Origin of the sequence: Glutamicibacter sp. NPDC087831, assembly GCF_044742845.1 — a bacterium.
Taxonomy (GTDB): Bacteria; Actinomycetota; Actinomycetes; order Actinomycetales; family Micrococcaceae; genus Glutamicibacter.
Window position 1 is genome coordinate 18,400 of the sequence record NZ_JBIUVH010000007.1, and the last position, 14,538, is coordinate 32,937.

The 14,538-nt window shown below is 62.8% G+C and carries 10 protein-coding genes; 2 read left to right on the top strand and 8 right to left on the bottom strand.

Annotation, left to right across the window (positions count from 1 at the left end; genetic code table 11):
• Window positions 1-198: 198 nt before the first annotated feature.
• Genes ACIOJF_RS17125 through ACIOJF_RS17135 form a run of 3 tightly spaced genes read right to left on the bottom strand, consistent with a single transcriptional unit; the run spans window position 199 to window position 2,894 of the window.
• On the bottom strand, window positions 199-1,407 hold the full coding sequence (locus ACIOJF_RS17125; RefSeq protein WP_402735186.1) for an amidohydrolase: 1,209 nt from the start codon (window positions 1,405-1,407) through the stop codon (window positions 199-201).
• Between the two features lie 11 nt (window positions 1,408-1,418).
• A complete protein-coding gene (locus ACIOJF_RS17130) occupies window positions 1,419-2,138 on the bottom strand; it encodes a hypothetical protein (protein WP_402741963.1) in 720 nt (239 codons plus the stop codon).
• 9 nt (window positions 2,139-2,147) lie between these two features.
• A complete protein-coding gene (locus ACIOJF_RS17135; RefSeq protein WP_402741964.1) occupies window positions 2,148-2,894 on the bottom strand; it encodes a DUF5058 family protein in 747 nt (248 codons plus the stop codon).
• A gap of 242 nt (window positions 2,895-3,136) precedes the next feature.
• Between ACIOJF_RS17135 and ACIOJF_RS17140 the strand changes: the two genes are divergently transcribed.
• Together ACIOJF_RS17140 and ACIOJF_RS17145 are read left to right on the top strand one after the other, a co-directional pair.
• Window positions 3,137-4,090, top strand: a complete 954-nt coding sequence (locus ACIOJF_RS17140; protein ID WP_402741965.1) for an Lrp/AsnC family transcriptional regulator — start codon at window positions 3,137-3,139, stop codon at window positions 4,088-4,090.
• Between the two features lie 245 nt (window positions 4,091-4,335).
• On the top strand, window positions 4,336-7,071 hold the full coding sequence (locus ACIOJF_RS17145) for an aminotransferase class I/II-fold pyridoxal phosphate-dependent enzyme (protein ID WP_402741966.1): 2,736 nt from the start codon (window positions 4,336-4,338) through the stop codon (window positions 7,069-7,071).
• A 172-nt stretch (window positions 7,072-7,243) separates the two neighbouring features.
• On the opposite strand, the gene ACIOJF_RS17150 is transcribed toward ACIOJF_RS17145, so the two are convergent.
• The 5 genes from ACIOJF_RS17150 to ACIOJF_RS17170 form a co-directional block, all read right to left on the bottom strand.
• On the bottom strand, window positions 7,244-8,485 hold the full coding sequence (locus ACIOJF_RS17150) for a serine hydrolase domain-containing protein (protein WP_402735191.1): 1,242 nt from the start codon (window positions 8,483-8,485) through the stop codon (window positions 7,244-7,246).
• Complete coding sequence (locus ACIOJF_RS17155; protein ID WP_133834894.1) at window positions 8,475-10,100, bottom strand: biotin carboxylase; 1,626 nt, start codon at window positions 10,098-10,100, stop codon at window positions 8,475-8,477. Before ACIOJF_RS17155 ends, ACIOJF_RS17150 begins: the two co-directional genes overlap by 11 nt.
• A gap of 226 nt (window positions 10,101-10,326) precedes the next feature.
• Entirely contained in the window at window positions 10,327-11,730 is a 1,404-nt protein-coding gene (locus ACIOJF_RS17160; protein ID WP_402741967.1) for an NAD-dependent epimerase/dehydratase family protein, read from the bottom strand.
• A 174-nt stretch (window positions 11,731-11,904) separates the two neighbouring features.
• Window positions 11,905-13,410, bottom strand: coding sequence for a sodium/proline symporter PutP (gene putP / locus ACIOJF_RS17165; protein WP_402735193.1), 1,506 nt, complete (start codon window positions 13,408-13,410; stop codon window positions 11,905-11,907).
• A 136-nt stretch (window positions 13,411-13,546) separates the two neighbouring features.
• The gene (locus ACIOJF_RS17170; protein ID WP_105658876.1) at window positions 13,547-14,509 is read right to left on the bottom strand and encodes a LysR family transcriptional regulator; all 963 of its coding nucleotides are present in this window, start codon (window positions 14,507-14,509) and stop codon (window positions 13,547-13,549) included.
• Between the last annotated feature and the right edge of the window lie 29 nt (window positions 14,510-14,538).

Sequence of the window (14,538 nt, forward strand, 5' to 3'; positions counted from 1 at the left end):
GCGTGGTGCTATTGGGCAAAAGGGGAACGAGCCATGGAATCGACAACAGCCATCATGGGCGCAGTCCTGGTGCTTATCGCGTTGATCGGTTGCGGGGTTTTCGATCGCAAGCCCAAGGGCTAGCGTTCGGGCGGAACTGCACGGGCCGGGGTCCGGGTGGAGGTTTTTCCTTCACCTGGCCCCGGCTTTTCGCGTTGGCTAGTTGCCCAGGTAGTGGCGGATTCCCGCCAGGGCGGCCCGTACCCCCGAATCCAATGCGCCACGGTATTCGGGCAGGAAGAACGGGGAGTGGTTGCCAGCCGGTGCTGGATCCTGCGGGTCGGCACCGCCGAACATCCAGAACACGTTCGGCACGCCGATGGCATCGCCCAGGGCGCCGAAGTCCTCGGACCCCATGAGCGGCGGCACCAGGCGGACCTGCTCCTGCCCGAATTCCCCACGCAGTGCGCCCACGACGTTGCCGGTCTGCTCCGGGTCGTTGTACAGCCGCGGGAAGGTGTAGAGCTGCTCGATCTTTGGCTGCGGAGCACCGGAGGCCTGCGCCTCGGCATTGATGATGCGGGTGACCGCATCCAGCACCTTCTCGCGGACCGGTTCGGTGAGCGTGCGGATGTTCAGCGTGAGCACCGCAGTGTCCGGGATGATGTTTTCCTTCAGGCCTGCATGGAACGAGCCGCAGGTGACCACGGCGGAATCCAGGGGATGCACTTCGCGCGAGGTGATGGTCTGCAGCCGGGTGATGATATTGGCTCCCAGGACAATCGGGTCGATGGAATCCTGCGGCTGGGAACCATGGGCCTGCTTGCCGTAGAGGGTAACCTCCAGCGAGTTGGCCATCGCCATCGCCGATTCCGGGGTGATGTGGATGATTCCGGTGGGGAAGGGGAAGACATGCTGGCCGAGGACTGCTGATGGCCGCGGAGCCCGCTCCCACAGGCCATCGGCGAGCATGGCGGCGGCTCCGGCGCTGGTTTCCTCGCCGGGCTGGAAGATGAACACCACGGTGCCGGCCCACTGGCCGGTGCTGCGGGCCAGCACGCGGGCCGCGCCCAGGGCGCTGGCCACGTGGGTGTCGTGGCCGCAGCCGTGCATCACCGGCACTTCGGTGCCATCAGCCAGCAAGCCCCTGGCGGTGGAGGCGTAGTCCACCTTGGTGTCCTCGGCGATGGGCAATCCGTCGCTGTCGGCGCGGAAGGCCACCACTGGCCCCTCGCCGTTGCGCAGGATGCCCACCACACCGGTGCCGCCGCAGCGGAAGTGCCCGATGCCCAGGTCTTCGAGCCTGGACTCGATGAACGCTGCGGTGTTGTGCTCCTGCATGGACAGCTCCGGGGTGCGGTGCAGGTGCAGGTAGTCTTCGTGCAGGGTTTGGGTTTCGGTTTCGGTGAGCCCGAAGGTGTTCAGCATGGAATGATCCTCTAGCTTTCTGCGGTGTAGATTTTCTTGCGGTCGCGCAGGACCCAGGAGAAGACGATGGAGCTGATGACCACGATGGCGGTGGCGAACATGCCCACCGCTGGTGCCGCCGGAACGACCACGAAGTTCATGGCCAGGGCCAATGCCAAGGCGATGATGGTGGGGCGCAGCGACTTCATTGCCACGATGCTCTGGACCAGTACGGCACCCATCAGCGAAGGCAGGATGTACAGGCGGGCCACCTCGATGACTTCGAGGGGGATCATGGAAACAAGCCAGGTGCCCAGCAGGCCGACGAACAGCAGCAAGCTGGTCAGGTGGACGGTTGCTGCACCGCAGATGGCCATGACCGCGGCCAGGTCGCCGCGCTTGGATCCGGGCTTGGCGCCAATGGTGGACTGGGCCACGATCGCCGCCGGAAGCAGCTTATTGGAGATGTTGCCGATCATGAACGCCTGGTACATGGCTGCCGAACCGAGGATGGGGAAGTAGGTCAGCGGTTCGACGATCCACAGCACGCCGAAGGTTGCACCCACGGCGAGGAAGGCGACCCAAATCATGGACGGGGTGATCTGCAGACCGCTGAAGAAGGCGATGTAGATCGGGCCGATCAGCGAGAGCACCAGTCCGATGAGCATGGTGATCGAGCCGTAGCGCGACGTCTGCTTCTCGAATCGCGCCATTGATGCGTCGGCGCCGGTCAATTGGGGTGTCGTAGTCATGATTGGTCCTTAGGCGGTGTGCAGGAAGTAGGCGGCGACGATGGAAACGACGATGGAAATGCCCAAGGCCCATTCCTTGAGCCATTTGATGTTCAGCACCTTGGCCAGGTACAGGCACAAGCCCATGCAGGCTGCGGAGATTCCCACCAGAATTGCGTGGATGCTGGATTTCGGCAGTTCGGCAATGGTCAGTGCGGAGAACGCGCCGAGCAGAGCCGCGGTGGGGATCAGCGCCATCATTGCCGGGTTGCGCTTGGACATGGACGCGCCGCCCTTTTTCAGCAGCGGGGTCATGATCAGCGTGCAGATCATCCACATGGCGCCGGACAGGCTCATGGCCAAGAAGGCGACTCCGAAGACCTGCTGGGTGTAGCTGCCGCCACCGAGGGACGCACCCATGGTGCTGGCCGCGATACTCGCAGAACCGGTTTCAGCCGCGGCGGAGCCGATCAGGCCGATGCGTACCAGGACCGCGGGTGTGCCGAACAGGGCCAGCAGTGCGATAGCTACCAGGACCACCGCCAGGGACGGGCCGATGGACGCGACCATGCCGGCACGGAAGGATTCCTTGACTTCGTTGAGCGGCATGTCCACATGCGGAGCTGCCTTCTTCGCCGCCCGCGAATACAAGATGCACTGCACGAAGATGACAGCGAAGACACCCAGCGCGCAAAGCCAGAGGACCGGCGAGTTGGCCAGAGCCCAGATGTCGGTTGATCCGGGATCACCTGCTGCCATGACGAGTTGCGGATTCATGAGTGCTCCTTGGGTTGGAAACAGTGGATGTGAGCTGGATCTCTATCGAGTACCAACGATCCGGGATTAGAATGTTTCTGGCAAGATATGAATTGATTAGCCATAAATCTGGCCAAATCCTCCAAAACACCCCAATTGCACGAGTGGAACTTGGGAATTTAGACGAAATAATCTGGACTTTTTCCATATGAATTGCAGTGGTACCGGCGCCATGCGTCGGTTGTGGCCTGAAAGCAGGAATCATGTCCGATTTAAGCATCCTCAGCGACCTGGAACGGCAAATCATCGTCGCCTTGCAGGTCGACGGCCGCGCGACTTGGCGCAAGATCGCCCGGGTGATTGGCGAACCGGAACGTACCGTTGCCCGCTACGGTTCAGCCCTGCTCGAGCAGGGGAAGGTGAAGATCGCGGCTATTGCCCATCGCGCCGGCGCCGTGATTGCCTCGGTGAGCTGCGCGCCCGGAACGATCCCGGTAGCCAGCCAAGCGCTGTCCGCGCGAACCGACACCAGCTTCACCTATATGGTCACCGGTGAAAGCGACGTCGTCAGCGAACTGCACTACGACGGCGGGTTGCAGGACATCCTGACGTTGCAGCTTCCGGCCACCCCGGGCCTGAGCAATATCCAGATCTACCCGATCCTGAAATACTTCAAGACCATTCGCGCATGGCGTGGCGGGGCACTGAGCAATGCGCAGGAAACGGCTTTGGCCCCCAGCGCCGGAGGGGAACTGACCACGTGGAACCCCGTCGGAGAGCTGGGGGACAGCGATCACCTCATCATCGACGTGCTGCGCAAGGACGGCAGGGCAAGCATCGAAACTATCTCGCGCCAAGTGCGCCTGAGCGAAACCTCGGTTTCCCGCCGGCTGGATTGGCTGCTGCGCGGCGAGCACATCTCCATTCGTGCGCTGGTTGATCCCGCGCTGATGGGATTCAAGGTCGAAGCGCTGCTCTGGGTCCAGGTCTCCCCGGCCCATGTGGACGCGTTGGGGACCCTGCTCACCGGCCTGCCGCAGGTGAGGTATGTTGCCGCGGTGGCTGGCGATGCCCAATTGCTCGTGGACGTCACGGTGCCAACCCAGCGGGATCTCTACGAATTCATTGCCAAGACGAAATGGGGCGAAATGGTCCAGCTGCGCACCTCGATGGTGCTCGGTGCCCGCAAACGTGGCGGTCAGCTGGCCGGCGCCTGAACAGGCCGGAGGATAAGGTGTTCAGCAACAATTCACCGGTTTTTCGCTCCCGCAGCCGAAGGGGGCCAGCGGCGGTAAACGCAAGGTGAACACTTCGCCGAAAGGCGATAATAATGCGTAATATCGCCTCAACGGTTCGGAACCGCTTCGGAAGTGGCATAGTCTCACGATACCGGGCGGCATGGCTTCGCTCGCGCTGTTAACAACCAGTTAACGCTGCAGGGGCGAAAGGAATACCGGCAACCGTGAGCAAGAGGTTGACCTACGGGACGAACCAGGGAACGGCTACGCCTGAAAGCGCGTGGCGCAAACGCAAGGACGCGTGGGAGCACTTGGGCTATGTGCTCAGCGAGATCTCTTCTGAATACCAGGAGGAAGACCGCCGCACGGAGCATGAGCTGGAGGCCGGCCGGTTGCTGGGGCTGCTGGCAGCCATAGAACCGTACTGGGCGAATCCAGGCATCGAATACTTCAACGAGGTTTCCCGGCTCATGTCCGGCGGGCAGTACGAAGATGCGATGAAGCTGGTCTACCAAGCGAACCAGACCTTCAGGACGCTGACCCAGTACATCGACCTTGAAGGCCATGACGAGGCGGAACAGGATCCATCGCAGCTGGGCAACGGTGCACCTGGCAACGCCAGGGTGCAGGCCCCGATGGTGGAAATCCTGCTGGTGGATAATGGCCCGGCGGAGGAGATCGAGCTTTTCAAGGAAGAAATCGCCGAACAGCGCCAGCGCACCGATCCGTTCCACTACAACTTCGTGGTGGTGCCCAGCGTGGAAGACGCCCTGGCCGCAATCCTGATCAATCCCGGCATCCAGTCCGTCGTGCTCACCGCCCGCTTTGATGTGCGCACGCGTCGCCGGCTTTCCTCGACGCTCAAGAATTTCATTGCCCGGCGGATGGAAGGCTACTTCCAATCCACCAGGCAAATCCAGGGCCTGCTGGACCTGGAAAACATCCTCGATCAACTGCGCCCCGAAGTCCCGGTGTACCTGATCGCCGGGGTCGCCCTGGAATCGATTGCCCACGAGATCACCGGGCGTTTCCGCCGCATCTTCTCGCGCAATGACCGGATGGACCTGCACCTGTCGATTGTCTCGGAAGTGCTCGAACGCTACCAGACCCCGTTCTTCAACGCGCTGCAGAAGTACGCCAAGCGGCCTGGCGGGGTTTTCCACGCCATGCCGATTTCCCGTGCAGGTTCGGTGCAGAACTCCCCATGGGCCAGGGACCTGGTGGACTTCTATGGCAAGAACCTGCTGCTGGCCGAAACCTCGGCCACCTCCGGCGGGCTCGATTCCCTCCTGGACCCGCAAAGTTCCATCAAGAAGGCCCACGAGCTGGCGGCCCGGGCTTTTGGCAGCCACCGCACCTACTTCGTCACCAATGGCACGTCGACCGCCAACAAGATCGTGCACCAGTCGATTCTCGCTCCGGGGGACATCGTGCTGGTGGACCGCAACTGCCACAAGTCCCACCACTACTCGCTGGTGCTCGCCGGGGCGAACGTCAGCTACCTGGAGGCCTACCCGCTCAACGAGCATTCGATGTACGGGGCGGTGCCGCTGGAGGAGATCAAGGGACGGCTGCTGCAGCTGCGCCGCGAGGGCCTGCTGCACAAGGTCAAGATGCTGACCTTGACCAACTGCACCTTCGACGGGATCATCTACGACCCGCGCCGGGTGATGGAAGAATGCCTGGCCATCAAGCCGGATTTGGTGTTCCTCTGGGACGAGGCCTGGTTCGCCTTCGCCGGATTCCACCCGGTCTACCGCCAGCGCACCGCCATGACCGTGGCGGCCGTGCTGGAAAATCAGCTGGAAACCGCGGATTACCACCAGCGCTACGCCGCGCAGCGTGCGGCCCTTCCAGCACCGGGCACCGTGGAGCACCCGGAGAATGACCAGGCTTGGCTGGAGACCCGGTTGATTCCGGATCCGGAGCAGGTCCGCTTGCGGGTGTACTCCACCCAGTCCACGCATAAGACCCTGACCTCGTTGCGCCAGGGCTCGATGATCCACATCTACGACCAGGACTTCGCGGTGCGCAACCTCAACGCCTTCCGCGAGGCCTACATGACCCACACCTCCACCTCGCCGAATTACCAGATCCTCGCCTCGCTGGATATCGGCCGGCGCCAGGCCGAGCTGGAAGGCTATGCGCTGGTGCAGCGCCAGGTCGATTTGGCGCAGTCGATTTCGCGGGCCATGGCGCGCAACGAGCTGCTGGGCAAGTATTTCAAGATCCTGCACTCGACGGACCTGATCCCGCAGAAGTACCGCCAGTCCACCACGCAGAACCCGGTGCGCGACGGGCTGGCAGCCTGGGACGAAGCTTGGGCGGAAGACGAGTTCGTGGTCGACCCCTCGCGCCTGACCTTGGACATCAGCCGCACCGGCGTGGACGGGGACACGTTCAAGCACGAGTACCTGATGGATGGGCATTCGATCCAGGTCAACAAGACCAGCCGCACCTCGGTGCTGCTGATGACCAATATCGGCACCACCCGTTCGGCCGTGGCGCACCTGATCGAGGTGCTGGTGAAGATCGCCGAGGAACTGGACCGCAAACGCCGGCTGGATGGAAGAGTGCTGGCACTGGGCAAGAAGCCTGCGGCCGAACAGATTCCCTTGCCGGACTTCAGCGCCTTCGCTCCTGAATTCGCAGGAGGCGGCGGCAGCGGGGACATGCGCTCGGCCTACTACCTGACCTACCAGGACCCGGCGACGCATTTCCTGTCCTCCGCGCAGATCCGCACCCAGCTGGTGAACGGAGAACGCGTGGTGTCGGCGGTATTCGTCACCCCGTACCCGCCGGGATTCCCGGTGCTGGTCCCCGGCCAGGTCATTACCATGTGCATTCTGGATTACATGGACCGGCTCGATACCAGAGAGATCCACGGCTACCACCAGGATCTGGGCTACCAGGTGTTCACCTGCGAAGCCCTGGAACAGGTCGCGGCGCAGCAGCCCTGAGCGGGTTGAGCGGATTGCCTTGAACGCAGCTTGCGGACCCACCCGGCATCCCCGGGTGGGTTCCGGCTTCCGCGGCGAAGAACGCTGCACGCAAGAACAGTTGCCGTCACGACCCGAAAGGCCCTGATTCGCGCACCGAATGCGCAAATCAGGGCCTGAATCGTAAGCAGCCCTAAGGCTGTATTTTCCGTCCGGCCAGATGCGCCGAGATCGCCTCGAACGCACGAATGGTCGGGAACAGCTTGGAAGCATCCTGCGGCAGCGGCCAGCTGGACAGCTTGACCGCGACCAGCTTGGTCGCCGGATCCATGTAGATCATCTGGCCATGGATGCCCAGGGCCACCGCGGCCCCGGTGGCAGGGTTCGGGAACCAGATCTGGTTCCGGTAGTGCCCGCCGGGCATCATGTTGTCGCCCGGGGACTGGGCGAACGCCTGGACCAGTGCGGGATCGGTGGCGAAGGTGTCGGCGATCCATGCCTCGGAGAGAACCTGCTTGCCGGTCAGCGCACGCCCGCCATTGACATAGAGATGGCCGAAACGCGCCAAATCGCGCAGGCAGGCGTTGAATCCGCCGTCGAACATTCCGGTGCCGAATTGGTCAACGCCCATCACCAGATCCTGCTGGGCACCGAGCTTGGACCAGACATAATCCGAAAGCAGTTCCTGCAGCGGGGCGCCGCCGGCGGCTTCCAGCACCCAGCCCAAGGCGTCGGTCTCGCAGGAACGGTATTCGAAGACCCCGCCGTGCGGTCCCTTGGCCTGCAGGGTCAGCAAGAACTCGTACATCCCGATAGGCCCGATGCCGCCACGCGACGGGGCCCAGCCGATGGCCTCCTCCAGCTGGCGCACCTCGGCATTGGGATCCAGATACTCTTCGGAGAATTTGATCCCGGAGCGCATATCCAGCAGGTCGCGCACCCGGGCGCCGGCATAGCCGCTGCGTTCCAACACCGGCACGTAGGTGGCTACCGCCTGCTCGGCATCAAGCATTCCGGCGTCCACCAGCGCCCCGGCCAGGGAACCCACCAGGGTCTTGCTGACCGACATCAGCAGATGATCGGTCAGCGACGTCATGGTGTTGTAGTACTTCTCCCAGAGGATCCGTCCATTGTGCATGACCAGCACGGCGTCGGTATTGGTCGCGTGCATTACCCCGCGCACGGTCAGCGCCGGGTCGGTAATGCTCGCCTTGGCCACTTCCAGTTTGCCCAGCTTCTCCTCGGCCAGGTGCAGCCTGACGATCGGGCCATCGCCGCGCGAAACCTTCACGGTGGGATGGATCCTGGCGATGTTCTGGAATGAGCGCTTGATGTTCTGCGGGTACTGCCAGGTGGCGATGTTCAGCGCCTTGCTGGGAGGACCTGCCAAGTTGGCCGCCATGTGCCCGGCGGCATCAGTCGCTTCAGTTGCCATGCTCTGATGGCGGAACGTCAATTCCCTTGTATTGGGATCGGATGCAGGAGATGAAGTGCTTGGCATCGATGCTGAGCTTGGTTTTCTTCTTGCCTTCGTACTGCAGCTTGGCCTTGGTGACCAGGACCCCAAGATCGGCTCCCTTCCATCGGTAATCCTCTACGCCGTAGATGCGCAGGAAGAATGCTTCCTTATGGGTCTGCAGCTGGTGCCAGTCCAATGCGGAACGGGAAAATTGCAGCTTGCCGCGCGAATCTAGGTAATAGTTTCCGGTGCGTGGGGCATGGGTGATGTACTGCAGGATGTCATCGGTTTCCTTGATGATCATGTGGCTCCAGACATCAGCCCCGCTCATCTCTTCCCAGCGGGCATTGATCTCGTCAACGTCCAGCTCGAATTCCACATCAAGGAATTCAAGCAGGTGGAAGAGGAACAGCGGCACGTCGGCATAGGCTCCGGCGGTGACGTTGGTGATGGCGCTGGCCCCGGAGATGCGCGGATTCAGTTCGCCCAGGTACACCTCGTCGGTGTCGGTGTCCACCAGCACGTCCACCTCGAAGAAGCCGCGGTAGCCGGTGTCCTTCAGACCGTTGCCCACCTTGCGGACCAGATCGATGGCGCGCGAACGCTGCGAGTCGGTGACCACATCCGGGTGCATCTCATTGCCGCACCAGCCGCCCTTGTACGGAGTCAGTTCCTTGTAGCCGGCCAGTTCGGTCAGGATCGGCCCCACCACCGTGCCGCATTCGGTCAGCACTGCCTCAACGGCTACCGGCTGGTTGTTGATGCGCTTCATGATCTTGAGCTGTTCGCCGATGATGTTCTTGGCATGCGCCTTGAACTGCGCCTTCGAGTCGATGAAGAAGGTCGTCTTGCCCGAATCCCCGTAGGGGGTCTGGACCACCAGGTCCTTGCCCAGGCCGGCTTCCCCGGCCAGTTCCATGAGCTCGTCGTAGTTATCGGCGGTGCCCAGCACATTGGGCACCGATGGCGCGCCGGCGGCATTGCCCAGCTTGGTGGTAACGATCTTCGAGTCCAGTTCGGTGCGCAAGGCGGCCGAGGGCAGGATCAGGTCGTAGCCCAGTTCCTCGCAGATTGATTCGGTTTCCTCGTCGAAGAAGACCATCGCGATCTTCGGCCGGGGACCGCCCGGGGTGCACTGGGAATCGATGTATTCGCGGACCTCGGAGTTCTCCAGCAGCCAGTTGTTGATCTCTTCGGCGCTCTGGAAATCGACATAGGGCTTCTCGGCGGGGGTGAAGACCCGCGGGTGGTGGCCGTCCCAGCCGTCGTAGTAGGTGATGTAGCTGAATTTGCGGACCCATCGGTCAAGGCCCAGCAGATTGACCGGGGTGGCGCCGAGGAAGAAGATCGGAGTGGTATTGGTGCGGAAGAAATGGCGAACTTCGCTCATGTTCTTCAGCTTGCGGTCCATGCGCAGGACCTTGGCCGGGGGATTCGCGGGTTCGGACTCGTTGTAGGCCGCGTCGACGGCGACGTTGGCGCTGAGCTGATCGGTAACAACGCGCGCCTTGTGGCGCAGCTTGTCCAGATCGCTGGGTTTGGGCATGCGGTGGCGAGAAGCCGGGGCGTGGGCTTCAAGAATGTTGGCCATGATGTGGAGATGTCCTTTGAAACTGTCCGAAGAAGGGCGGTTGCACGGCACAATGCGTGACAGTTTCATGCTCAGCGCTCATCGTAAGCACCGGCACACGTTCTGCTTAACGCGTGGTGAACATTGAGCCCGCCCCCGCCGATGCGGCCTGTGACTTGGCATGCAACGGCAGGTTCGGGCTCAAAGCTAGGTAAAGGTTACTCCTTATTGCGGCAACTGGCGGCTGCTAGCCAGAGACCGTCGAGGCGAAATCCAGCTGCTGGAATTCGAATCCGGCCTGCTGCAGGACTTCGCTGGTGACCTTGCGGCCGGTCAACGCGACCCGGGCATTGGATCCCATGACCGCGGCGCCGATCTTGGGCAGCACCGACCCGGTGGGCAGGCCAGGCAACCCCGCGATGGATCGCAAGGCGGCCATTACCTCGGCATTGCGCAGCGGTTTCGGGCTGGCGGCATGCACCAGGCCGGCAGGGATGGAAGGCTCTTCGAATCCGAGCAGGCAGCGGATCAAGCGCAGCCAGTCTTCCAGCCCAATCCAGCTGAACCACTGCTTGCCGTCCCCCAGCGGACCGCCCATGCCGGTATTCACCAGCAGGTTCAGCGGGCCAAGCAGGGGAGCGTCGGGGTGCATCACCAGCGAGGTGCGCAAGAGATAGCGCTGCTCGGCGTTGACCGCGGCCTCGGCGAAGGCCTGCTCCCATGCCGAAGCGACCCCGGTCATTTCCGGCAGGGCGCGCTGGTCGCTGGGCACGGGGCTGGACTCGGTCAGCTCTTCCTCGCCGGCGTCGCCGAAGATGGCGGTGGTGCTGGCCTGGATCCAGGTGGCCAGCCGGGGCGCCGAGGCTGCGGCTTCGGCCAGGGTCTTAGTGGAGGCCACGCGCGAGTCGGTGAGCGCTGCGATGTTCTCCGGGGTGTTGCGCTTATCGACGCGCTCGCCGGCCAGATTGACCAGGTGCACCGGGTTCTTGCTGGACAGCGCACGGGCCCAGGGCCCCTGGTGCACGCCATCCCAGCTGTACTGCTCGGCAGGGAAATCATTTTCCGGGTTGCGGGTCAGCACCGATACGGAAATGCCGCGACAGACCAGATCGGCGACGAGGTTGCGGCCAAGGAATCCGCGACCGCCGGAGATCACCACATGGGCATCGCGCTTGCGGTGCGCACCCGGGGCGATGATCCGGTACAGGCGGGCCGCCGCGATGGCGAAGTCCTTGCACAGGGCGTTGGCCACGGTGAATTTGAAAGCGGTGGTGCCCGGGCCGTTGAGCTCAGCGGTGAAGTGCAGCACGGATCCGTGCTCATGGGGCTCTACCTGCCAGCGCAAGACCATTTCACCGGCCGGCTGCGGCTGGGTGAACTCCACCATGAGGGTGTCCTGGTTGCGCCGGGTGATGGAGCCCGAAGGCGCGGTGCTGCGGTGCAACGGGCCGAAGAACTTGCCCGGCGGCAACAGATCCACCTTGGTGCCCACGCCGCGCTGGTCGTCATGCACGATGAAGCCGTCGAAGCTCTTCATCCACTGGCCGGTCTGCGACAGGTTGCCCACGATCGAATAGACGGCCTGCGGGTCAGCGGCCAGGAACTGCGACTCGGTGCGCTGCCAGTGCGTGAATTTACTCGTGGTGCTCATCTTGGAATAGTTCCTTCCAGCTCGGTTTCTCGGGCATAGCTCTAGGCTACTGTGCCCGGTGCACTTCGGCAGGATAGACATCGAAGCCTGCCTGAACTGTTACACCAGGGTCCTGGAACGGGAAAAGCTCCCTTGGTCCATGCGGACCAAGGGAGCTTCGGATCGGGGCGTTGGCTAGGCGGTAACCTTCGAACCGACTTCCTGTTCCATTTCGGTGAACTCGGCATCGATGGTCGGGTTCGGGCGGTAGGTTGCCCGGGAAACCAGCCATGCGACAACCAGTGCGGCGATGAAGCCCGGGACGATCTCGTACATGGCCGCGGACAGCGGCTTGACGTTGCCCCAGATGAATACCACGACGGCGCCGGTGACCATGCCGGCGAAACCGCCCACGGCGGTCAGCTTGCGCCAGTACAGGGCCAGCAGGACAACCGGGCCGAAGGCGGCGCCGAAGCCCGCCCACGCGAAGGAAACCAGCTCAAGGATGGAGGAGTTCGGGTTCAGCGCCAGCAGGGCGGCGACAACGGCCACCAGCAGCACGCCCGAGCGGCCCAGCATGACCAGGGCCTTGGGCGAAGCCTTGCGGCCGGTGATGTTGTACAGGTCTTCCACCAGTGCGGAGGAGCAGACAATCAGCTGCGAGGACATGGTGGACATGATGGCCGCCAGCACCGCGGCCAGCACCAGGCCGGCAATCAGCGGATGGAAGAAGATCTGGCTCAGCAGCAGGAAGACGGTCTCGCTGCTGGACTTGTCCAGTGGCTGATCGGCGAAGTACGCGACGCCGATCAAAGCGGTGGCGACGGCGCCCAAGGTGGTCAGGAACATCCAGCCGATGCCGATACGGCGTGCGGTCTTCGCCTCGCCCGGGGTGCGCAGCGCCATGAAGCGCACGATGATGTGCGGCTGGCCGAAGTAGCCCAGTCCCCACGCGGCGGTGGAGAAGATGGCCACGGCGGCCAGGATCGCGCTGTTGTCGCTGAAGGAGGAGAACAGGTTGAAGGCTTCCGGGTTCACCGCGGTGATGCGCGATCCCAGGGCCTCGATATTTCCCATGCTGATGACTGCCACAATCGGCACTGCAATCAGCGCGGCGAACATCAGCAAGCCCTGGACCATGTCGGTCAGGGACGCCCCGAGGAAGCCGCCGAACAGGGTGTAGAGCAGGGTGATTCCTGCCACGAAGAACATGCCCGCAAGGTACTGCCAGCCGAAGGAAGCCTCGAAGAACTTGCCTGCAGCCACCATTCCGGAGGATACGTAGAAGGTGAAGAACACCAGGATGATCACCGATGCGCCGATGCGCAGCAGGTGGCTGTTGTCCTTCAGGCGCTTTTCGAAGAAGCTCGGGATGGTGATGGCGTTCTGCGAGATCGCGGTGTAGGAACGCAGCCGCGGAGCGACGAACTTCCAGTTCAGCCACGCGCCGATGAGCAGGCCGATGCCGATCCATGCTTCGTGCAGGCCGCCGAGGTAGATGGCGCCGGGCAGGCCCATGAGCAGCCAGCCGGACATGTCGGATGCGCCTGCGGAAAGGGCTGCGACCCACGGCTTCAGGCCGCGGTCGGCCAGCATGTAGTCGTCAATGTTGTTGGTGCGGCGATATGCAATATAGCCGATGCCAAGCATGGCGGCCATGTAAATTGCGATCGCAATCATCTGGAAAGTCTGGTCGGACATTTTTCCTCATTACCGTTTGTGCCTGGGGCTTTTCTCAGCCGCCATAGGCGCGGATTTCTGTGGTGCGAGTCACCACTATGGCACTAATTCTCCGGTTTGTCGCCGGGTGCCATTTGGTCTGTGATCATTCTGTTATCTAGTCGACCGTATCGAAGTCTGCAGGGGTAGCCAAAATCGCGGAGTTGCTTGCATCACTCATTCCGGGCTGCGCGTGCAGCGATTTGCGCACCGCGCGGATGGCCGGGGACTGGGTGGAGGAATGCCGCATGGCGGTGAAGATGGTGCGCTCCGGAGAGCCGGGAAGATCCACCGTGCGCAGGCTGCTGCGCTGGTCGCGCAGGACCAGCTCTGGGAGCATCGCCACGGCGTTGCCCGAAGCGACTAACTGCACGTGAGCCTGCAAATCAGCGGTTTCGTAGCGCAGGTCCGGCTCGAACCCTGCAAGCCGGCAAGCCTGCAGGGCCCAGTGCCGGCTGGCGGCACCCGCGGGTTCCACCACCCAGGGCAGGGAGTTGGCATGCTCCAAGGTGTGCACCCGGTCGAATTCTGCATTTCCGGCCGCGCCTCGTGCCGGCAGGGCCAGGCGGATCGGATCGTGAGTCAGAACACGCCGATCGAGGTTGTCGTAGTGCGGCGCGGAATGTCCCGAGTACTGCTCCGCGACCACCAAATCGAAACTTCGGCTGCTGGTTTCATTCAGCGCGTCGGCTGGTTCCTGCTGGCTCATTTCCACCCGCAGATTGGGGTGCTTGGTGCGCAGCTCGCGCAGTACCGGTGGCATGAGGCGGAGCATGGCCGTCTGGAAAACCGCTAGTCGGACGGTTCCGGACACCGTGGACATGGCCGCGGACAAATCCGCTTCGGCGCGTTCCATGGAATCGAGCAGTTCTTCGGTATGGGCCACCAGGATCTGGGCCTGAGGGGTGAGCTTGAGGGTGCGCCCGGTGCGCCGCAGCAGCTCCACTCCGGTTTCGGATTCCAGCTGGCTCAGTTGCTGCGATACGGAGGAGGGGGAGTAGCTCAGTGCATCGGCCACCTCGGCAATGGTTCCGCGGATATGCAATTCGCGAAGCAAGCGCAATCTTCTCAGTTCAAGCATGGATTTCCGGCCATTCAGCTAGTGGGGAC

Bases quoted from the DNA above. Each gene is read 5' to 3' on its own strand.
- ACIOJF_RS17140 (WP_402741965.1), top strand. From the start codon at position 3,137: ATGTCCGATTTAAGCATCCTCAGCGACCTGGAACGGCAAATCATCGTC.
- ACIOJF_RS17155 (WP_133834894.1), bottom strand. From the start codon at position 10,100: ATGGCCAACATTCTTGAAGCCCACGCCCCGGCTTCTCGCCACCGCATG.
- ACIOJF_RS17170 (WP_105658876.1), bottom strand. From the start codon at position 14,509: ATGCTTGAACTGAGAAGATTGCGCTTGCTTCGCGAATTGCATATCCGC.
- ACIOJF_RS17150 (WP_402735191.1), bottom strand. From the start codon at position 8,485: ATGGCAACTGAAGCGACTGATGCCGCCGGGCACATGGCGGCCAACTTG.
- putP (WP_402735193.1), bottom strand. From the start codon at position 13,410: ATGTCCGACCAGACTTTCCAGATGATTGCGATCGCAATTTACATGGCC.
- ACIOJF_RS17125 (WP_402735186.1), bottom strand. From the start codon at position 1,407: ATGCTGAACACCTTCGGGCTCACCGAAACCGAAACCCAAACCCTGCAC.
- ACIOJF_RS17160 (WP_402741967.1), bottom strand. From the start codon at position 11,730: ATGAGCACCACGAGTAAATTCACGCACTGGCAGCGCACCGAGTCGCAG.
- ACIOJF_RS17130 (WP_402741963.1), bottom strand. From the start codon at position 2,138: ATGACTACGACACCCCAATTGACCGGCGCCGACGCATCAATGGCGCGA.
- ACIOJF_RS17135 (WP_402741964.1), bottom strand. From the start codon at position 2,894: ATGAATCCGCAACTCGTCATGGCAGCAGGTGATCCCGGATCAACCGAC.